The sequence below is a fragment of the Streptomyces sp. NPDC006872 genome (assembly GCF_040635845.1).
Lineage (GTDB): Bacteria > Actinomycetota > Actinomycetes > Streptomycetales > Streptomycetaceae > Streptomyces.
This window is the reverse complement of sequence record NZ_JBEYIL010000008.1, coordinates 63,432-83,068: the sequence shown is the minus strand read 5'-3', so window position 1 is coordinate 83,068 and position 19,637 is coordinate 63,432. Positions and strand designations below refer to the sequence as shown.

General features: G+C 70.7%; 17 protein-coding genes and 1 pseudogene. 12 read left to right on the top strand and 6 right to left on the bottom strand.

What is annotated here, in order from left to right:
- The first annotated feature begins 26 nt into the window (after positions 1-26).
- Positions 27-887 (top strand): alpha/beta fold hydrolase, encoded by an 861-nt coding sequence (locus tag ABZ725_RS23965; RefSeq protein WP_358804619.1) that lies wholly within the window; start codon positions 27-29, stop codon positions 885-887.
- Positions 888-895: 8 nt separating this feature from the next.
- A complete protein-coding gene (locus ABZ725_RS23960) occupies positions 896-1,477 on the top strand; it encodes a TetR/AcrR family transcriptional regulator (protein WP_358804618.1) in 582 nt (193 codons plus the stop codon).
- Positions 1,478-1,536: 59 nt separating this feature from the next.
- Here the strand turns inward: ABZ725_RS23960 and ABZ725_RS23955 are convergent, their stop codons facing one another.
- On the bottom strand, positions 1,537-3,135 hold the full coding sequence (locus tag ABZ725_RS23955; protein WP_358804617.1) for an FAD-binding protein: 1,599 nt from the start codon (positions 3,133-3,135) through the stop codon (positions 1,537-1,539).
- Between the two features lie 188 nt (positions 3,136-3,323).
- Between ABZ725_RS23955 and ABZ725_RS23950 the strand changes: the two genes are divergently transcribed.
- From ABZ725_RS23950 to ABZ725_RS23935, 4 genes are all read left to right on the top strand, one after another.
- Entirely contained in the window at positions 3,324-4,163 is an 840-nt protein-coding gene (locus tag ABZ725_RS23950; RefSeq protein WP_358804616.1) for a fumarylacetoacetate hydrolase family protein, read from the top strand.
- The gene (locus ABZ725_RS23945; RefSeq protein ID WP_358804615.1) at positions 4,160-5,116 is read left to right on the top strand and encodes an acetaldehyde dehydrogenase (acetylating); all 957 of its coding nucleotides are present in this window, start codon (positions 4,160-4,162) and stop codon (positions 5,114-5,116) included. The genes ABZ725_RS23950 and ABZ725_RS23945 overlap by 4 nt, the downstream gene beginning before the upstream one ends.
- A complete protein-coding gene (gene dmpG / locus ABZ725_RS23940) occupies positions 5,113-6,126 on the top strand; it encodes a 4-hydroxy-2-oxovalerate aldolase (RefSeq protein ID WP_358804614.1) in 1,014 nt (337 codons plus the stop codon). Before ABZ725_RS23945 ends, dmpG begins: the two co-directional genes overlap by 4 nt.
- Positions 6,127-6,382: 256 nt before the next feature.
- A complete protein-coding gene (locus tag ABZ725_RS23935; protein WP_358804959.1) occupies positions 6,383-7,141 on the top strand; it encodes an IclR family transcriptional regulator in 759 nt (252 codons plus the stop codon).
- Between the two features lie 50 nt (positions 7,142-7,191).
- Here ABZ725_RS23935 and ABZ725_RS23930 read toward each other — a convergent pair whose 3' ends face one another.
- Together ABZ725_RS23930 and ABZ725_RS23925 are read right to left on the bottom strand one after the other, a co-directional pair.
- Entirely contained in the window at positions 7,192-7,962 is a 771-nt protein-coding gene (locus ABZ725_RS23930; RefSeq protein WP_358804613.1) for an SDR family oxidoreductase, read from the bottom strand.
- 3 nt (positions 7,963-7,965) lie between these two features.
- Positions 7,966-9,495 carry a long-chain fatty acid--CoA ligase gene (locus tag ABZ725_RS23925; RefSeq protein ID WP_358804612.1) on the bottom strand — a complete coding sequence of 510 codons (1,530 nt, stop codon included), beginning with the start codon at positions 9,493-9,495 and terminating at the stop codon, positions 7,966-7,968.
- A gap of 171 nt (positions 9,496-9,666) precedes the next feature.
- Here ABZ725_RS23925 and ABZ725_RS23920 point away from each other — a divergent pair.
- The 3 genes and pseudogenes from ABZ725_RS23920 to ABZ725_RS23910 form a co-directional block, all read left to right on the top strand.
- Positions 9,667-10,431: pseudogene (locus ABZ725_RS23920) on the top strand (enoyl-CoA hydratase-related protein); the annotation flags it as partial.
- A 98-nt stretch (positions 10,432-10,529) separates the two neighbouring features.
- Positions 10,530-11,588 (top strand): alcohol dehydrogenase catalytic domain-containing protein, encoded by a 1,059-nt coding sequence (locus ABZ725_RS23915; protein WP_358804611.1) that lies wholly within the window; start codon positions 10,530-10,532, stop codon positions 11,586-11,588.
- A 1-nt stretch (position 11,589) separates the two neighbouring features.
- Positions 11,590-12,744 carry an acyl-CoA dehydrogenase family protein gene (locus ABZ725_RS23910; protein ID WP_358804610.1) on the top strand — a complete coding sequence of 385 codons (1,155 nt, stop codon included), beginning with the start codon at positions 11,590-11,592 and terminating at the stop codon, positions 12,742-12,744.
- 41 nt (positions 12,745-12,785) lie between these two features.
- Here the strand turns inward: ABZ725_RS23910 and ABZ725_RS23905 are convergent, their stop codons facing one another.
- Complete coding sequence (locus tag ABZ725_RS23905; RefSeq protein ID WP_358804609.1) at positions 12,786-13,493, bottom strand: TetR/AcrR family transcriptional regulator; 708 nt, start codon at positions 13,491-13,493, stop codon at positions 12,786-12,788.
- A gap of 206 nt (positions 13,494-13,699) precedes the next feature.
- Here ABZ725_RS23905 and ABZ725_RS23900 point away from each other — a divergent pair, with 206 nt between their 5' ends.
- Complete coding sequence (locus tag ABZ725_RS23900) at positions 13,700-15,709, top strand: dehydrogenase E1 component subunit alpha/beta (RefSeq protein ID WP_358804608.1); 2,010 nt, start codon at positions 13,700-13,702, stop codon at positions 15,707-15,709.
- Positions 15,710-15,834: 125 nt separating this feature from the next.
- Here the strand turns inward: ABZ725_RS23900 and ABZ725_RS23895 are convergent, their stop codons facing one another.
- Positions 15,835-16,881 carry a cyclase family protein gene (locus tag ABZ725_RS23895; protein WP_358804607.1) on the bottom strand — a complete coding sequence of 349 codons (1,047 nt, stop codon included), beginning with the start codon at positions 16,879-16,881 and terminating at the stop codon, positions 15,835-15,837.
- Between the two features lie 164 nt (positions 16,882-17,045).
- On the opposite strand from ABZ725_RS23895, the gene ABZ725_RS23890 reads away from it, so the two are divergent.
- A complete protein-coding gene (locus ABZ725_RS23890; protein WP_358804606.1) occupies positions 17,046-17,444 on the top strand; it encodes a nuclear transport factor 2 family protein in 399 nt (132 codons plus the stop codon).
- A gap of 24 nt (positions 17,445-17,468) precedes the next feature.
- Positions 17,469-17,864, top strand: coding sequence for a nuclear transport factor 2 family protein (locus ABZ725_RS23885; protein WP_358804605.1), 396 nt, complete (start codon positions 17,469-17,471; stop codon positions 17,862-17,864).
- Positions 17,865-17,929: 65 nt separating this feature from the next.
- On the opposite strand, the gene ABZ725_RS23880 is transcribed toward ABZ725_RS23885, so the two are convergent.
- Positions 17,930-19,567 carry an NAD(P)/FAD-dependent oxidoreductase gene (locus ABZ725_RS23880; RefSeq protein WP_358804604.1) on the bottom strand — a complete coding sequence of 546 codons (1,638 nt, stop codon included), beginning with the start codon at positions 19,565-19,567 and terminating at the stop codon, positions 17,930-17,932.
- Between the last annotated feature and the right edge of the window lie 70 nt (positions 19,568-19,637).

Here is a 19,637-nt window from a genome sequence, read left to right as displayed (position 1 = left end):
GCCCGGCCGGTGCGACGGTGACCGTCATGACACTCAGCCACCAGGACACCTTGCGCGAACTGCACACCGACGAGGGCACCCTGCGGTACCACGAGGCCGGCGACGGGCCGCCGCTGCTCCTGTTGCACGGGTCGGGGCCGGGAGTCACCGGCTGGCGCAACTACCGCAGCAACCTCCCCGTGCTCGCCCGCCGCTTCCGCTGCCTGGCGCTGGAGTTCCCCGGCTTCGGGGTGAGCGACCCGACCTCCGAGAACCCGATGGCGGCCGGCCCCAAGGCGGTCCTGCGCTTCCTGGACGGTCTCGGCCTCGACCGGGTCGACGTCATCGGCAACTCCATGGGCGGGTTCGTCGCCGTCGGGCTCGCCGTCGCCCACAAGGATCTGTTCCGCCGGATCGTGACCATCGGCGGCGTGGGCCGCAACATCCTCTCCCCGGCGCCCAGCGAAGGCCTCAACCTGCTGGTGGAGTTCGCCGAGAACCCCACCCGGGACAACCTCGTCCAGTGGCTCAGGGCGATGGTCCACGACCCGGCGCTGCTCACCGACGAGCTGATCGAGGAACGCTGGGCGAGCGCCACCGAACCGGCGACGCTGGAGGCGTCCCGCCGGATCTACGGCCGGCAGGCGATGGCCGCGATCCAGGCCGCCCAGTCCCAGTCCGACCAGCCCGTCTGGGCCGCGCTCCACAAGGTCACCGCGCCCACGCTGCTGACCTGGGGGCGCGACGACCGGGTCACGCCGCTGGAGAACGCGCTGCTGCCGCTGCGCACCATTCCCCAGGCCGAGCTGCACGTGCTGCCCGACTGCGGGCACTGGGCGATGATCGAGCAGAAGGAGGCCTGGGAGAGCGCGGTGCTGGCCTTCCTGACCCGCCCGGAGACCGACTGAGGACGACCGTGCGGTCACCCGCAGCCCCCACGTCCGCCCGTCAGGCCGCCCGCCGGGTCCGGATCCTGCGCGCCGCCTCCGACCTCGGCTCGCGCGACGGACTCGCCGATGTGCAGATGCACGACGTCGCCAGGGAAGCGGGCGTCGCGATCGCCACCCTGTACCGCTACTTCCCGTCCAAGCCCCTTCTCTTCCTGGGCGTCCTCGAGTGGCACATCGAACAGTTCCTCGGGGGCCGCGACGGCGGGGCGCCGGTCGCGGCGGACGCCGATCCGGTGACCGAGGTCGCGGACACGCTCGTCGCGCTGAGCGGCAAACTGCTCGCCGACCAGCTGCTCGCCTCGGCCGTGGCACTGTCGTCGTTCACGGAGTACGCGAGCGTCGTCCCGACCCGGATCGACATCGTCGAGAAGGCGCTGGGGCAAAGGCTCCTGCACCTGCTCGGGGACCGCGGCGAGGCCTGCAGCAGGGTCCGGCTGCTCGTCTACAGCTGGTGGGGCCTGTTCGTGGCCATGCTGACCGAGGAGATCTCCACCGAGCAGGGCGAGGCGGACCTGCGGCTCGCCGCCCGGCTGATCGCGGCGCGGTAGCGCACACGCACAGCACAACGCCCGGGACAGGTCATCGTGTCCCGGGCTGACGCGTCGGGTCAGTCCGTCGCCCCGGTCATGTGCAGAACCGCCAGATACCCGGACGCGAGACTCGAACCGATCGGGGTGCCCGCACCCGGGTACACGCGCCCCGACATCGCGGCCGCGGTGTTCCCGGTCGCGTACAGGCCCTCGATCGGCCGGCCGTCCGGTCGCAGCACGCGCGCGTGGGTGTCGATCTTCAGGCCGCCCTTGGTGCCGATGTCGGACGGGACGATGGTCGCCACGTAGAACGGCGCTGTCTCGATGGGCACGAGCAGCGGGTTCGGGAACTCGGTCTCCGGCTTCGCCGGGAAGTTCTGCCGGGGGTCCGCCGGGAACGGGACGATGTGGTGGAACATCTGGTCCCACGCCGTCTCGCCTCGGTGGAACCGGGCGTCGACACCGGTCCGCGCGTACCCGTTGAACTCCTCGACGGTCCGCTTCAGCGCGTCGAACGGCACGTCGATCAGAAGCGCCAGCTCCTGAAGGCTGTCGGCCTTCTTCAACGCACCCGACTCCAGCCACTGTTCGGGCCCCGGTGTGGCGGGCGGGAAACCGATGCCGTCCCGGTCCAGGTGCCGCTGATCGAACACCCAGTGGGCCGGAATGTGGCTCACACCGGTCGAGTTGTGCAGCCGTACGATCTCGTGCGCGGCCTGGTCGTAGGGCCGTGTCTCGTTGACGAAGCGTTCGCCCGCGCCGTTGACCCAGATCCCGCCCCGGGTGCCCGTGTGGAAGACCGGCAGCCCGTCCGGGTGGACGAGCCCCGGCACGAACCAGGCCTCGTCCAGCAGATCGGTGTCCGCGCCCACCGCGATGCCCGCCCGCAGGGCGTCACCGGTGTTGGCCGGGGCGCCCTCGGTCCACTCTCCGGTGAGCGGCGACTGGTGCTTCTCGCGGAGCTCACGGTCGCGCTCGAAGCCGCCGGCCGCGAGGAGTACGCCCCGCTCGGCGCGGATCCGGCCCCGTTCGCCGTCGGTGACGACCTCGACGCCGGTGACCCTGCCGTCCTCGACGATCAGGTTCTCCAGCGCGGTGTTCAGCCGCAGCTCGCCGTTGCCCGTCTCCAGGAACGCCGACAGTGCCCGGCCGATCAGCGCCCGGCCGCCGACCAGGACCGGGCCCTCGTCGAAGCCGAACCGCTCGGTGGGCAGCGAGTCGCGCATGAGCGCCCTGCGCTCCTTGAGCTGCGCGACCTCGACCGACGGCGGGAAGACGGTGTGTCCCGTGGGCGACGCCCCCGGGCTCGATGCGAAGTAGTCCGGAACCGGCCCATGGACGAAGGACCGGAACCAGGGGTTCTGCTCGAGCTCGTCGATCAGCCCGACCCCGGCCGCCAGATACGCGTCCTGGAGCGCCTCCCGGGTCGGGTCGTCGACGACGCTGCGCAGATACGTCCGCGCCTGCTCGACGTCGCCTCCGAGGCCGGCCCGGCTCAGCGGCGCGGACCCCGGGAACCACAGACCGGCGCCGGAGTACGCCACGGTGCCGCCGACCCGGTCGGTCTTCTCGACGACGAGCGTGCGCAGCCCGCGCGCCGCCGCCACGTACGCCCCGACCAGACCTCCGCCCGACCCCACGACGATCACGTCGTACGCATCCTCGTTGATGCTCATCCGAACCTCCTCACCGTTGCGCAGTTCGCCGGGCGACGGTAACGAGACGGCGTGGAGGCGCCGTCGCGGCATCTCGCTGAGCGAGACCCGCACGGCTCCCGGTCTCCGAGTCCCGGTGAGCGGAACGCTCGGACCTGCCGTCCGGCACGGCGGCCCAGGCTGAAGGCCGACACGAGGTGAGGATGGCAATGACAGACGTTTGGGAACCGACGGCCGTCGCGAACCGTGAGACCGCCGTGGCCGACGCGGCCGCACGACTCGTCCGCGCCGCCCGTGACCGCCGGCCCTGCGCGCCCGTACGGGACCTGCTCGGCGCGAGCGACATCAGCCTCGCGTACGCCGTCCAGCGACGCGTCGTCGGCGACCGGATCGCCGCCGGAGCACGCGTCGTCGGGCGCAAGATCGGGCTGACCTCCGAGTCGGTGCAGCGTCAAGTGGGGGTCGACCGGCCCGACTTCGGAGTGCTGCTGGACGTCATGGACGTCACCGACCTGCCGGCTGTCCCCGGCGACCGGCTGCTCCAGCCCAGGGTGGAGGCGGAGATCGCGTTCGTGCTCGCCGCCGATCTGGACGACGACGATCTCGACGTCGAGCGGGTCCGGTCGGCGGTCGGACACGCGGTGGCCGCGTTGGAGATCGTGGACAGCCGGGTGGCGGACTGGGACATCACGATCACGGACACGGTCGCCGACAACGCCTCCAGCGGCCTGTTCGTCCTCGGCCGGGAGCGGGTCGACCTGAAGGAGTTCGAGCCCCGGGACGTGACCATGCGGTTGCACGCCGACGGCGAGCTCGCGTCCGAGGGCAACGGCGCCGCCTGCCTGGGCGACCCCCTCTCCGCGCTGCTGTGGCTGGCCCGCACCGCCCGCGAGTTCGGCGACCCGCTGCGCGCCGGCCAGATCGTGCTCTCCGGCGCCCTGGGCCCGCTCGTCCCCACCCCGCCAGGCACCACCGTGCGGGCCGAGATGTCGGGCCTGGGCTCGGTGACAGCGACCTTCTCGCCCAAGAACCCCAAGGAAGACGGATGACGAAGACCAAGGTGGCCGTGATCGGCTCCGGCAACATCGGCACCGATCTGATGATCAAGGTGCTGCGCCTGTCCGAATCGCTGGAGATGGCCGCGATGGTGGGCATCGACCCGGACTCGGACGGCCTGGCGCGCGCCGCGCGCCTGAAGGTCCCCATCACGCACGAGGGCGTGGACGGCCTGGTCCGCATGGACGGCTTCGGCGACATCGAGATCGTCTTCGACGCCACCTCGGCGAAGGCGCACGTCGAGAACGCCAAGAAGCTCGCCCCGTACGGCAAGCGCCTCGTCGACCTCACCCCGGCGGCCATCGGGCCGTACGTGGTGCCCCCGGTGAACCTCGACGAGCACCTCGCGGGCGGTGTCGAGAACCTCAACCTGGTCACCTGCGGCGGCCAGGCGACCATCCCGATCGTCCACGCGGTCAGCCGGATCACCCCCGTGCCCTACGCGGAGATCGTCGCGTCGATCGCCTCCAGGTCGGCCGGCCCCGGAACCCGCGCGAACATCGACGAGTTCACCGAGACGACCTCCGGGGCGATCGAGAAGGTCGGCGGCGCCCGGCGCGGCAAGGCGATCATCGTCCTGAACCCGGCCGAACCGCCCCTGATCATGCGGGACACGGTGTACTGCCTGATCGGTGACGACGCGGACCACGACACGATCCGCGCGTCCGTCGAGGAGATGGTGGCCGCGGTGGCCGAGTACGTGCCCGGCTACCGGCTCAAGCAGAAGGTCCAGTTCACCCCGATCCCCGACGGCGACCCGGTGCACACCCTGCTGCCCGACGGCGACGCCTCCTCCGCGACCACCAAGGTCTCCGTCTTCCTGGAGGTGGAGGGCGCCGCGCACTACCTGCCCGCCTACGCCGGCAACCTCGACATCATGACCTCGGCCGCCCTGCGCGTCGCCGAGCGCATCGCCGGGCGACCGACCGCCGAGGTGACCAAGTGACCGCCACCCGCAGGCTCTACCTGCAGGACGTCACGCTCCGGGACGGGATGCACGCCGTCCGGCACCGGATCACGCCCGAGTTCGTGTCCAGGATCTCCGCGGCCCTCGACCGGGCCGGCGTGGACGCGATCGAGGTCGCCCACGGCGACGGACTGGCCGGCGGCAGCCTCAACTACGGGCCGGGCAGCAATACCGACTGGGAGTGGATCGAGGCGGCCGCGGACGCCATCGACCGCGCGGTCCTGACCTCCCTGCTCCTGCCGGGCATCGGAACGATCGCCGAACTCAAGCGGGCCTACGCCCTCGGCGTCCGCTCGGTGCGCATCGCCACCCACTGCACCGAGGCGGACGTCGCGGCCCAGCACATCGCCACGGCCCGCGAACTCGGCATGGACGTCTCGGGCTTCCTGATGATGGCGCACATGGCCGCGCCCGAGACCCTCGCCGCCCAGGCCAAGCTGATGGAGTCCTACGGCGCGCACTGCGTGTACGTCACCGACTCCGGCGGCCGGCTGACCATGGACGATGTGCGCGACCGCATCCGCGCCTACCGGGACGTCCTCGACCCGGAGACGCAGATCGGCATCCACGCGCACGAGAACCTCTCCCTCTCGGTGGCGAACTCCGTGGTGGCGGTGGAGGAGGGGGTGACCCGGGTCGACGCGTCCCTCGCCGGACAGGGCGCGGGCGCGGGAAACTGCCCGATCGAGCCGTTCGTCGCCGTCGCCGACCTCTACGGCTGGAAGCACGACTGCGATCTGCACGCCCTCCAGGACGCCGCCGAGGACCTGGTCCGCCCCCTCCAGGACCGGCCCGTGCGCGTCGACCGGGAGACTCTCACCCTGGGCTACGCCGGCGCCTACTCCAGCTTCCTGCGCCATGCCGAGGCCGCGGCCGAGCAGTACGGCCTCGACGCCCGCACCATCCTGGAGGAGGTCGGCAGACGCGGCCTCGTCGGCGGCCAGGAGGACATGATCGTGGACATCGCCCTGGACCTCACCCACGGCTGACGCCGACAGCACGTACCGCTCCCCGGAAAGGATCTCCCGGAGAGCGGTACGTTTTTGTGTCCCCGTAAAGAATGGACCGCTCGTCCCAATAAATCGGTGCACGACTCTTTCTCCGCGACCCGCGGTATTGGTACTTTGACGCCGGCGCCGAACTAGAATTGATTTCAGTTTGATCAGAGAGGCACCGACGATGACGTCTGCCCTTCGCCTGAGCTCGCGATCCTCCGAGGTCGACGGGCCTGCGCTGCCCCCGTCGATGATGGAGCGGGTGACGCTGATCATGGACCTGTTCGAACGTCCCCAGACCCATCTGACGCTCGAGACGGTCTCCCGCCGGACCCATCTGCCCCGCTCGACCACGCATCGGATCCTCGACCAGCTGGTCCGACTGGAGTGGCTGCGCCATACCGTGGCCGGATACACGCTGGGACCGCGGGCACTCGGCCTGGGAGGCCGGGAGACCGGACACGGCGGACTGCGGGCCGCTGCCGCACCCCACCTTCTGGACCTGGCCGTACGTACCCGCATGGTCGTCCACCTGGCCGTGCTGGACGGGCCGGAGATCTACTACCTGGACAAGGTGGGAGGCCGGGCGGCGGTGGACATACCGTCGAGGGTCGGCGGCCGGGCGGTCGCGCACTGCACCGGGCTCGGCAAGGCCATGCTCGCCTGGCTGAGCCCGGAGGAGATCGACCTGCGCTACGCCCAGGCGATCGAGCGCCGCACCCGGCACAGCATCGGCCATCTCGACCAACTGCACCGCGAGCTGCGCCTGGTACGCCGCCGGGGCGGGCTGGCGATTGACCGGGGAGAGTGCTTCCCCGACCTCGGCTGCGTCGGTCTCGCGCTGCGCGGGCCGGAGGGACCGGTCGGGGCGATATCGGTGGTCGGAGACGGCCGCTCCTCGCTGGAACTCGTGGCCCCGCTCGTGGTCAACGCCGTGAAAGCCGTGACGCAGGAGCTCTTCGGAACCCCGAAGACGGAGCGCCGGGACGCACGGAACCTCGTCGGCTGAGGACACGAGAGGGGCCGGAGCGTCCGCTCCGGCCCCTCGTCAGGCCTCACTCACCAGGCCGTCCAGCCCCCGTCCACGGTGACGGTCGTGCCCGTGACGAACCGGGAGGCGTCCGAGGCGAGGAACACCGCCGCGCCGCCCAGTTCCTCGACGCTGCCCACCCGGCCCAGGGGAGTGCCCCGGACGATCCGCGCACCCCACTTGCTGTCCAGCAGGCCCGAGCTGAGGTCCGTCCGGAAGTAGCCGGGCGCGAGGGCGTTGACGCGCACACCGCGGTCCGCCCACTCGACGGCGAGCGCCCTGGTGAGGGCCTCGACCCCGCCCTTGCTGGCGGCGTAGGCGGCTATCCGCTCGAAGCCGGTGCGCGCGTGCACCGACGAGACGTTGACGATCGACCCGGAGCCCTGCTCCAGCATGACCTTGCCGGCCTCGCGGCAGCAGTAGAAGGCGCCCTGGAGATTGATGTCCAGCACCCGCCGCCAGTCCTCGTCGGTGACGAACTCGCTGCGGGTGAAGTGCGGGCTGATGCCCGCGCAGTTGACCACGGCGTCCAGCCGTCCCGTCGCCCCGGTGATCCGCTCGACCGTCGTGCGGACCGCGTCCGAGTCGGCGACGGAGCCGGGCAGCACCAGTACCTTTCCGCTGTACCCGGCCAGTTCGGCCTCCAGGCTCTCCAGGTCGGCGGCCGTCCGGGCGGTCACCGCCACGTCCGCCCCGGCCTGGGACAGGGCGACCGCGACGGCCCGGCCGAGACCCTTGCCCGCGCCGGTCACCCAGGCGGTCCTGCCGTCGAGGCGCAGGTCGGTGTTGACGTCGGCCATGGCTCAGCCCTCCGCGGGGATGTCGCGCAGGGTCCGCTTGAGAACCTTGCCCGAGGGGGTACGGGGCAGCTCGTCGACGATGTCGAAGCGGGCCGGCACCTTGAACTTCGCCAGGCGCTCCCGGCAGAACTCCCGCAGTTCCTCCGGTCCCGCGCTCGCTCCCGGCCGGAAGACCACGAAGGCGCGGGGGACCTCGCCCCAGCGGGGGTGGGTCAGGCCGACCACGGCGGCCTCCAGGACGGCCGGGCACTCGTACAGCACCCGCTCCACCTCGGGCGTGGCGATGTTCTCCCCACCGGAGACGATCATGTCCTTCTTGCGGTCGTCGATATAGAGGAAGCCGTCCTCGTCGAGGTGCCCGATGTCCCCGGTGTGGAACCAGCCGTCCCGCAGCGCCGCCGCGGTGGCCTTCTCGTCGCGCCAGTAGCCCGCGAAGACCTTCGGCCCGCGCAGGGTGATCTCGCCCAGTTCCCCGGCCGGGAGTTCCTGCCCGGTGTCGTCGACGATCCGCACGCGCGTGTGCGGGACGGGCCGGCCGACCGAGCCCAGCTTGGACAGCGCGTGCTCGCGGTCGAGGAAGGTGTCGCCCGAGACGGTCTCGGTCAGTCCGTAGGCGTCCGCGAACCAGGCGTTCGGGAAGGCGTTCATGATGCGCCGCAGCACCGGCTCGGGGGTCTTCTCGCCGCCGCCCAGGATGAAGCGGACCGAGCTGGTGTCGTAGGCCTCCCGGTCCGGGACCTCCAGGACCGCGTTGACCATGGCGGGCGCGAGCCAGACGTTGGTGACGCCGTGCTCCTGGATGGCGCGCAGCGCGCCCTCCGCGTCGAACCTGCGCTGCAGGACCACGCCTCCGCCCGCGTACAGGGTGGCCAGGGCCGGCATGTCCAGACCGCCGACGTGGTACAGCGGACCGCAGACCAGCGTCGTGTCGGCCGCGGTCAGGCCGAAGTGCACGATATGGGCCAGGTTCTTGGCCTGCACGTTTCCGTAGGTGATGCGCACGCCTTTGGGGCGCGAGGTGGTGCCCGAGGTGTACATCAGCCGCTGGAGATCCTCCGGATCGACGTCCACGGCAGGGATGTGCGCTCCCCGATGCCGGTCGAGGAGCGCTTCGTAGCCGGTCCAGTCGGGCGCGGGTGGGTCGTCCACCAGGATGCGGTGTTCCAGGTCGTCCAGCTTCCCGGCGATGCGGTCCGCGGGGCGCACGAACTCCGCCTCGGTGACGATCGCCTTCGCCCGGGCGTGGCCCAGGATGTAGGCCCACTCCTCTTCGGACAGACGGTAGTTCAGCGGCAGGAAGACCGCCCCGATGCGATTGGTCGCATAGACGAGTTCGAGGAACTCGGGCCGGTTGTACAGCAGCAGAGCCACGACGTCGCCGCGCCCGACGCCCAGCTCCGTCAGCGCGGAGGCCAGCTGTTCGACCCGTTCATGCAATCGGCGCACCGTCAGGCGCCGGCCCTCCTGCGCCACGGCCACGGCGTCGGGCCGCTGGGCCAGGTGGTAATCGAGGATGCTCGAGAAATTGTGCACGGCGACTCTCCGGCTCGGCGGCCGGGATTGTCCCGACCGGTCGGTTGCCCGCTACCAAGATTTAGTGTACCTCTTGGTCTATAAAACGTTGAGCCGCACTCTACGACGGAGCCCACTGGTCGACAACCATCCAGGCGGGCCTGAAGCCGCTTCCTGACCGAGGAGGGCCCCTTGCCTCGCATCCGCCTCGACACCGCCGGACCGGTCGTCACGGTCCGACTCGACCACCCGCCCTTGAACGCCTTCGACACCGCCCAGCGGGTGGAGCTGGCCGCCCGTGTGCGCGAGCTGGCCGACAGCCGGGACGTGCGGGCCGTGGTGCTGTACGGAGGCGAGCGGCTGTTCGCCGCCGGGGCGGACGTCAAGGCGCTCGCCCTGATGGCACCCGAGGACGTGCGGGGGTGGAACCGGGCCCTGCAGCGCACCTTCGACGAGGTCGCCCGGCTGCCCATGCCCGTCGTCGCGGCGATCACGGGGTACGCGCTCGGCGGCGGCCTCGAACTCGCCCTCGCCGCCGACTACCGGGTGGCGGCCGAGGACGCGCTCCTCGGCCAGCCGGAGGTGCAGCTCGGGATCATCCCGGGTTCGGGCGGCACCCAGCGGCTGACCCGGCTGATCGGACCGTCCCGGGCCAAGAACCTGCTGATGACCGGACGCCGGGTCCGTGCGGAGGAGGCGCTGCGGCTCGGACTCGTGGACGAGGTCGTCCCGGTGGGGGAGGCGCACACCGCCGCCCTGCGCTATGCCCGGCGGCTCGCGGAGGGTCCGGCCGCGGCCCTGGAGGCGATCAAGGAGGCCGTGGACCACGGCGCCGACAGCGGCCTGTCCGCGGGGCTCGCCCTGGAACGGTCCCTGTTCACAGGCGTGTTCGGCACCGCGGACGCCACGACCGGCATCCGCTCGTTCCTGGAACACGGCCCGGGCAAGGCCAAGTTCGAGGGTCCCGTCCCCAGGGACGCGGGGGACCGCGCGACCAGCCCCATCGAACCCGCAGCCGACGACGCGCCGAACGTCCACACAGAAGGGCCCCGCACATGAAGGCACTGCGCTGGCACGCCGCCCGCGACCTACGGCTGGAAGAGGTACCGGACCTGCCCGACCCCGCCCCGCACGAGGCCGTCGTGGAGGTGTCCTGGTGCGGGGTCTGCGGCACCGACCTGCACGAGTTCCTCGAAGGCCCGCACATGATCCGCAGCGGTCCGCATCCCCTGACCGGCGCCAGCCCACCCCTGGCGTTGGGTCATGAACTCAGCGGCACCGTAACGGCGTTGGGCACGGACGTGCCCGGCATCGCCATCGGCGACCGGGTGACCGCCGACCCCGTCTGGCGGTGCGGAGTCTGCTACTGGTGCGTCCGCGGCGAGTACCACATCTGCCCCAGGAGCGGCTCGGTCGGCCTTGCCTCGCCCGGCGCCTTCGCCGACCGCGTCACCGTCCCGATCGCGGGGCTCACCCGGCTTCCCGACAACGTGAGCGACGAGATGGCGGCCGCCGCCGAACCTCTCGCGGTCGGCCTGCACGCCGTCACCCGGGCCGGGGTCCGGCCCGGTGACAACGTCCTGGTCGTCGGCGGCGGCCCCATCGGCTTCGCCGTCGTGCTCGCGGCCCGGCTCGCGGGCGCCGCCGGACTCTATGTGAGCGAACCCCTGTCGGACCGCCGGGAGAAGCTCCTCGGCCTCGGCGTCACCGAGGCCTACGACCCGCGCGAGACCGACGTACGCCGTGAGGTGTTCCTCAGGACCGGCCGCATCGGCCCGGACGTCGTCATCGACGCGACCGGCGTCCCCGCGCTCGCCGCGCAGGCGCTGGCCACCGTGCGGCGCGGCGGACGGGTCGTGCTCGCCGGCGTCGGGCACGGCAGCGTCGAGTTCGACATGGGGCAACTGGTCTTCTACGAGCGTTCCGTGCTCGGCACGCTCGGCTACAACTTCGACATCCCCCGTGTGATCGACCTGATGAGCAGCGGGCGCCTGGACGCCTCTCCCCTGATCACCGGACGCTTCTCGCTCTCGGAAGGAGCCGGGGTCTTCGCGGACCTGGCAGCCGACCGCGCACGGCACCTGAAGGTGCTGCTGACCCCGAAGGGACACTGACATGGACTTCGATCTGCCCGAGGAGACGCGGGACCTGCAGGACATGGTCCGTGAGTTCGCGGCCAAGGAGATCGCCCCGAACGCGGCGGAGTGGTCGGAGCAAGAGCAGTTCCCGACCCATGTCTTCACCAAGCTCGGCGAACTCGGCCTGATGGGCATGCTCGTGCCCGAGGAGTACGCGGGCGCGGGTTCCGACACCGTCTCCTACGTCGCCGTCATGGAGGAACTCGGCGCCGCCGACCAGTCGGTGGCCTCCTCCTGGAACGCGCACTCCACCATCGCCACCCTCCCCCTGCTGGCGTACGGCACGGAGGAACAGAAGCAGCGCTGGCTGGCCCCGCTGGCCAGGGGCGAGGCCATCGGGGCGTTCGGCCTGACCGAGCCCGGCGCCGGCTCCGACGCGGCCGGCATCACCACCACCGCCCGCCGCGCCGATGGCGGCTGGGTGATCAACGGCACCAAGATGTTCATCACCAACGCCGGCACCGAGATCAGCCAGGGCGTCACCCTGCTGGCCACGACCGGCAAGGACGAGGACGGGCGGAAGCGGTTCGCCACCTTCTACGTCCCGACCGGCACCCCCGGCTACGCCTGCGGGGCCAAACTGAAGAAGCTCGGCTGGCACGCCATGGACACCCGTGAACTGGTCTTCGAGGACTGCTGGATCCCCGACGACCACCTCATCGGCGAGGAGGGCAACGGGCTGCGCCAGTTCCTCTCCGTCCTCGACAAGGGCCGCATCAGCGTGGCCGCCCTGGGGCTGTCGCTGGCCAAGGCGGCGCTCGCGCTCGCCGTCAAACACGCCAAGGAGCGGCACCAGTTCGGCCGTCCGCTGTCGGCGTTCCAGGCGGTGGCGCACAAGATCGCCGACATCGGCACGGAGTTCGAGGCCGCCCGGTGGATGGTCTACCGAGCCGCCTGGCTCGCCGACCAGGGCCGCCCGTACAGCACGGAGGCCGCCATGGCCAAGCTGTACGCCTCCGAGGTCGCCAACCGGGCCGCGTCCCAGGCGCTGCAGATCCACGGTGGCTACGGCTATGTAAGGGAGTCGGAGATATCGCGGTTCTACGCCGACGCCAAGATCCTCGAGATCGGCGAGGGCACGAACGAGATCCAGCGGGACGTCATCGCCAGGGCGCTGGTGAGCCGGGGATGAGAGGCGAAGGGGCCCGCGGCGGGCGCCGTGGGCTCCTTCGATCAGCTCGCCAGCGAGGCGGAACGCCACTCGGCCTCGGGGTCGAGCGGCAGATCGGGGCGGTCGCGTTTGAACGCCTCCGCAGCCTCCTCCAGGTCCGGCAGGGCCGCGCCGGGAGCCCCGAACCCGCGCAGCAGGGTGTCGCAGTACTCGCGCGACAGATACGCGGCGTCCCAGCGGCCCTCCGGCTTCGCCCACTGGTAGGTGTGGTTGTGCAGGTTCAGGAACTGCAGGGTGGCCAGGCGTGGGTCGACCGCGCGGAAACTGCCCCGCGCGATGGCCTCCGTGAGCAGTCCCCTGACCAGCCGCTCGAACTCGGCGCGCTGGCCGAGCAGGGTCTGGAGGTAGTCGCCGGTGAGGCTGCGGTAGTCGTGCTCGTACACCCAGATGTGGTCGAGCCTGCGGAAGATGATGGTCAGCAGCGACTCCGACAGCAGGCGCAGCCGCACCAGCGGATGGGCCTCGAGCGCCGCGATCTGCCGGGCCCGGGACAGCAGTGGGGCCATCACCCGGGACTGGATCTCGATGAGCAGGTTTTCCTTCGAGTTGATGTAGTAGTACAGCGCTCCCTTGGCGAGCCCGACCGCGCGGCCCAGGTCGTTGACGGAGGTCGCCGCGTAGCCCTGGCGGGCGAACAGCTCGGCGGCCGTGTCGATGATCTTCTGGCGTCTGACCTCGTAACCCGGCCCGTGGCCCGGTGGTCTGGGCATCGCTCTTCTCCCCGCCTGATGTGTCGACGTTTCGACTGCGACATGCCCCGTCACCGCATCCGGACGGCCTCGGGCGCATCCGGGGGGAAGCGGGGTCCGGGACATCTGTCGTGCTGACAGCAGTTTGCTAGACCAGACGGTACATTAAAAGTAGGACTCAGGCGGCGCGGCCTCGTGCCGCCCGGGCGAGCATTGCGAGGACGCGCATGACCACTGAGGCACCGCAGCAGACCACGACCGGCTTCCGGCTCACGACGTCCGCGTACGCGGACGAACTCCTGGAGATGTATCGCCGGATGCGCCGAATCCGGCGCTTCGAGGAACGGGCGTCGGAGCTCTACAAGGCGACCGAGATACCCGGCTTCCTCCATCTGTCGATCGGTCAGGAGGCCAGCGCCGTGGGCGCCTGCTGGCCGCTCAGGCCGCGCGACGGCATCACCTCCACCCACCGCGGTCACGGCCACGTCCTGGCCAAGGGGCTGGACTCGGCGTCGATGATGGCGGAGCTGATGGGCAAGGAGGCGGGGACCTGTCACGGCCGCGGCGGCTCCATGCACATCGCCGACCCGGGTCTGGGCATCTACGGCGCCAACGGCATCGTCGGCGCCGGACTGCCGATCGCCGCCGGCGTGGCGACCGCGGCCAAACTGCGCGCCGCGGGCGACGTGGTGGTGGCGTTCTTCGGGGACGGCGCGGTCGCCCAGGGCATGTTCCACGAGGCGGTCAACCTGGCCGCCGTATGGGACCTTCCGGTCGTCTTCCTGTGCGAGAACAACCACTACTCGGAGTTCTCGCCCGCCGCCGAGCAGCACCGGGCCCCGCTCTCCGCCCGCGCCGCGGGTTACGGCATCGGATACGCGCACGTCGACGGCAACGACGTCCTCGCGGTGGCGGGCATGATGACCGACGTGGTGGAGCGGCTGCGGCGCGGCGGCGGTCCGGTCCTGGTGGAGGCGGAGACATACCGCTGGCACGGCCACTACGAGGGCGACCCCGAGCGCTACCGCCCCGCCGAGGAGGTCGCCGCCGCCAAGGAACGCGACCCGCTGCTGGTGGCCCGCCGGCACCTGGCGGCGGCCGGAGTTCCCGCCGCGCAGGCCGACGCGGTCGACGAGGAGATCGACGAAGAGATCGAGGCGGCGGTGCGGTGGGCCAGGAGCCTGCCCGAACCGGCCCCCGAGTCGCTGTCCGACTTCGTCACGGCCCCGCGTCCCGTCGTGCCCGAGCCCGCTCCGGCCGCAGGCGAGATCTTCCGCTCCATGGACGCCGTGCGTCTGGCCCTGGAGCACGAGCTCACCGCCGATCCCACCGTGTTCGTCGCCGGCATCGACGTCGGCGCGGGCGGCAATGTCTTCGGGCTGACCCGGGGGCTCGCCGAGGCGTTCCCGGGCCGGGTCCGGGACACCCCGATCAGTGAGAGCGCGATCATCGGCACGGCGGTCGGGGCGGCCATGGCCGGCATGAAGCCGGTCGTCGAGATCATGTACATGGACTTCATCGGGGTCTGCCTGGACATGCTGCTCAACCAGGCCGCCAAACTGCGCTTCATGACCGGCGGCCGGGCCTCCATGCCCCTCGTGGTGCGCACCCAGTTCGGCGCCGGCCGCTCCTCCGGCAGCCAGCACTCGCAGAGCCTGGAGGCGCTGCTCGCCCATGTGCCGGGGCTGACCGTGGTGATGCCGTCCAACCCGGCCGACACCTATGGTCTGTTGCGCGCCGCGATCCAGGACCCCAACCCGGTCGTCTTCGTCGAGAACCGGCTGCAGTACGGCTTCAAGGGCCCGAAGCCGCCGGCCGACCATCTGATCCCGCTGGGCAGGGCGAAGGTGGTCCGCGAGGGCACCGACATCACGCTGGTCTCCTGGTCCCGGATGGTCCAGGACGGCCTGGCCGCCGCCGAGCTGCTCGCCGCGGAAGGCGTGAGCGTGGAGGTGATCGACCTGCGCACGATCGCTCCACTGGACCGGGAGACAGTGCTCGCCTCGCTCGCCAAGACCAACCGTCTGGTCATCGCGCACGAGGCGGTACGGGACTTCGGCGTCGGCGCCGAGCTGTCCGCCCTCGCCGTCGACGAGGGCTTCTGGCACCTGGACGCGCCCGTCACCCGGGTGGCGCCGCCCGCCATGCCCGCCCCCTACGCCCCGTCCCTGGAACGGCTGTGGCTGCCCTCGCGCGACACCATCGCCGACACACTGCGGCGCATCGCCGCGGTGTGAACGCCGGTCGCACGAGGAAAGGCCCCAGGACTGTCGTCCTGGGGCCTCCCCGGTGGGCTCCGCCGTCGCCCCGGCCGTATCGGCAGGACGGGTCGTGGCGAACGGCGGGTCCGCTCGCTCCCGTGTCAGACGGTCGCGACCGGAGTGAGGGGGCTGCCCTGGGTGCCGGGCAGGTTCAGCGGGGGAGCGGTGAGGAGGAAGCGGCTGCGGTGGTGCTCGCGCAGCCAGGCGGCGAGGTCGTGCAGGTACCACAGCTCGCCCATCGGGACACCCAGCTTGAACAGGCACAGGTGGTGCAGCGGGAGCAGGGTGTGCGGCCCCTGGGCCTGGGTGACGCCCACGCCCTCGATCGCGTAGTTGTCCGACGCGATCGCGGCGATCTGCGACTCGGCGATCCAGTCGAGCAGCGCCGGGTCGTCCGCGTCGAGGTAGGCCGCCGTCCGGTGGATGGCGACCGGGTCGGGGTTCTTGTCCCAGGCGAGCACCTGGGTGGCGAAGCCCGTGTGCAGCAGCAGGATGTCACCGGGCTCGACCACGACGTCGTCGGCCGCCATGATCTCCTGGAGCTGCCGGAAGTTGACCGGCTGGTAGCCGGTGCCCAGGTGGTGGGCGATGTCGATGAGGACGCCCCGGCCCTGGACGCCGTGCTGCGCCATGTGCTCCAGGCCGAGATGGCGGGCGAAGCTGAGGCTTCCGCTGCCGTCGCCCTTGGCGTCCTCGGCGGGTCCGACGAGGTCGGTGTCCGCCCGGTAGCCGTTGTAGTAGACCGGCTCGGCGATCCCGTCGCCGTCGGCGTCGAACTCGGCGCCCTGGTGGGCGAGGGCGTCCCACTGTGTGGAGTACTGCAGCCACAGGGTGACCACGTCGTCGGACCACACGTCGATCAGGTCCGGCGAGAAGTGCTCGCTCGCCTTGATGTTGTAGAAGACGTCCTGCTGGTGCTGGAGGTCCTCGGTGGGCCGCAGGATCGGCGGGTAGCGGCGCTGGTTCAGCGACGTGCCGCCGGGGTAGTCGAGCGGCAGGCTCAGGCTGAAGGCGATGCCGTGCTCGACCTCCCGGACGCCCTGCAGCACCTTCTCGGGCGTCAGCAGGTTGATGCGCCCCAGTTCGTCGTCCTCACCGAACTCGCCCCATGTCGAACCCGGCGGTCGCTGCTTCCAACGCTTGGTCACGATAAAACGCCTCCTCAGGCCACGGTCACCGTTGACAGCCATCCGCATGCTATTGAGATTGTACCGCTCGGTCAACAAAAATGATCGGCAGGTTTCGGGGCTTCATATTTTCTCGATCCCGGTAATAGACTGACTGGTCGAAACGTCTATCCCTTGGAGATGCAATGAGCGAATCCACACCGGCGTGGGTCGCGGCGGGCGCGCGCGCCGTCATCGGGGCGCACACCCAGGCCCAGGACGCCGGCCGCACCGACGACATCGTCGCGCTGTACACACCCGACGCGGTCCTGGAGCTTCCGGGCACGGATCCCCTTCAGGGGCACGACGCGCTGCGCGCCGCCTTCAAGGGATGGGAGCCCACCCGGCCGCAGCAGCACCTGGTGGCCAACACGGTCGTCACCGCCGCCGGCCCCGACGAGGCGACGGCGGTGAGCGACGTCGTCTTCCTGCAGCGCGGTGAGTCGGGCTGGGCGGTGCAGGTCGTCGGGCGTTACGACGACACGCTGCGCCGGATCGACGGCGACTGGCTGCTGCACCGGCGCGTGACGACCTACCAGGCCTGAGCCGACCTCCAGGGAGAAGAAACGATGACCGTGACCACCGAAGAGGCCCTGGCCGGCGTGCAGAACGCCATCGCCGCCTACGCACACGCCCTGGACGCGGGCCGTACCGAGGCGATCCCCGAGTTGTTCACCGAGGACGGCGTCGCCGAGATCGTCGGCCAGGGCACGTTCGAGGGCCGGGAGGCGATCGGCAAGGCCTTCGGGGCCTTCGTGCCGCAGGCGCCGCAGTTGCACCTCGTCGGCAACACCGTCCTCACCTCCCCGCCCGGGGAAGAGGTGACGGCCGACAGCAGCCTGGTCTTCTTCGTACGCGGCGAGGCGGGCTGGGCCGTACAGCTCGTCGGCGCCTACGAGGACACGCTCGTCCGCGAGGACGGCGTATGGAGGTTCCGCAAGCGGGTCACGACCTTCAAGCCTTGAGGCTCCTGCCCGAACCCGGACGCCCGTGCCGCCTGACCGCAGGCGGCACGGGCGTTCCGTCGGCTTCAGGCCTTCGGATCCTCGGCCTTGGCGAAGGAGAAGGCCGGGAAGTCGTTCTCGGTCGACTCGCGGATCAGCTCCTGGAGCTTCCAGCGTCCGGTCGGGTTCAACAGCTGCTTGACCGGCTTGCCGGGGATGTTGGCCCCGTAGAAGTAGCTGCTCTTGAGGAAGGACGACTGACCCGCGCTGTCGTTGACGAGGTCCGTCCACTCCTGCTCGGCGACGGCCGTGACCTCGACGACCTGATGGCCGTGCTCGCGCGCGTGGACGATCAGGTCCATGACGTAGTCCACCTGGTCGCCGGAGTAGCGCGGGTTGTTGCCGAGGGCGCCGTGCGGTCCACCGGGGAAGTAGAAGTTGGGGAACCCCGCGGTCGTCACCCCGAGGTAGGTCGACGGGCCGTCCGCCCAGTACTCCTCCAGCGGCAGACCCTGACGTCCGCGCACCCCGAGCCGGTTGAGCGCGCCGGTGCCGAAGTCGTAGCCCGTCGCCCAGATGACGATGTCGAACTCCTGATGGCCCTCGGAGGTCTCGATGCCGGTCTCGGTGATACGGACGATCGGCGTCTCGTTGATGTCGACGAGCTCGACCGTCGGCTTGTTGTACGCCTCGTAGTAGCCGGTGCCGAACGGGGGCCGCCGGCCGCCGTAGCCGTGCCCCTTGGGGATCAGCTTCTCGGCCGTCGCCGGGTCCTTGACGATGGAGCGGATCTTGGCGCGGATGAACTCGCACCACTCCTCGTTGACCGTGGCGTTCGTGGTCATGTCGTAGTAGTGCTCGGAGAGCTTGGTGAAGCCGGGGCCGTTCCACTTCGTCTCGTAGAACTCCTGGCGCTGCTCCGGAGTGTCCTCGAGACCCGAGCGCATCGTGATCTGGTGGAGGAAGCCGCTGGGCGAGGTGTTCAGGGTGTCCCGGACGGACTCGAAGTCCCCCTTGAGCTGCGCCTGCTCCTGGGGCGTGATCGGCCGGTTGTTGAGCGGGGTCAGCCAGTCGGCCACCTTCTGGTACACCGTCAGCTGCGCCACCTCGTCGGCGATCGCGGGCACGATCTGGACGCCGCTCGACCCGGTGCCGATCTGGGCCACGCGCTTGCCGGCGAAGTCCACCGGAGTCTTCGGCCAGCGGCCGGTGTGGTGCTGCTCGCCGCGGAAGTCCTCGTGGCCCGGGACGGCGGGGATGAACGGCACGGAGAGGATGCCGGTCGCGGCGACCACATGGCGCGCCCGGTGTTCGACGCCGTCCTCGGTGCGCACGGTCCAGACGCCGGTCGACTCGTCCCAGACCGCCGAGGCCACCTTCGCGTCGAAGACGATGTGGCGCCGCAGGTCGAACCGGTCGACCACGTAGTTGAAGTAGCGCTCGATCTCCGGCTGGCCGGCGAAGTGCTCCGACCACTCCCACTCCTCCCACAGCTCCTTGGAGAACAGGTAGCCGTAGGTGTAGCTCTCGGAGTCGAAGCGCGCCTCGGGGTAGCGGTTCCAGTACCAGGTGCCGCCCACCCCGCTGCCCGCCTCCAGCAGCCTGGTCGTGAATCCGGACTCCCGGGCCCGGTACAGCTGGTAGATGCCGGTCACTCCGGCGCCGATCACCAGTACGTCGACCAGGCCCTGGTCCGCCGGGCTCGTCTTCGTCGTTTCGCTCATGTGCTCTCCCGCGTGAGCCTTGATTCATATGTCGACCGGTCGATCGAATATTGAGGCGAGGGTAGAGGAG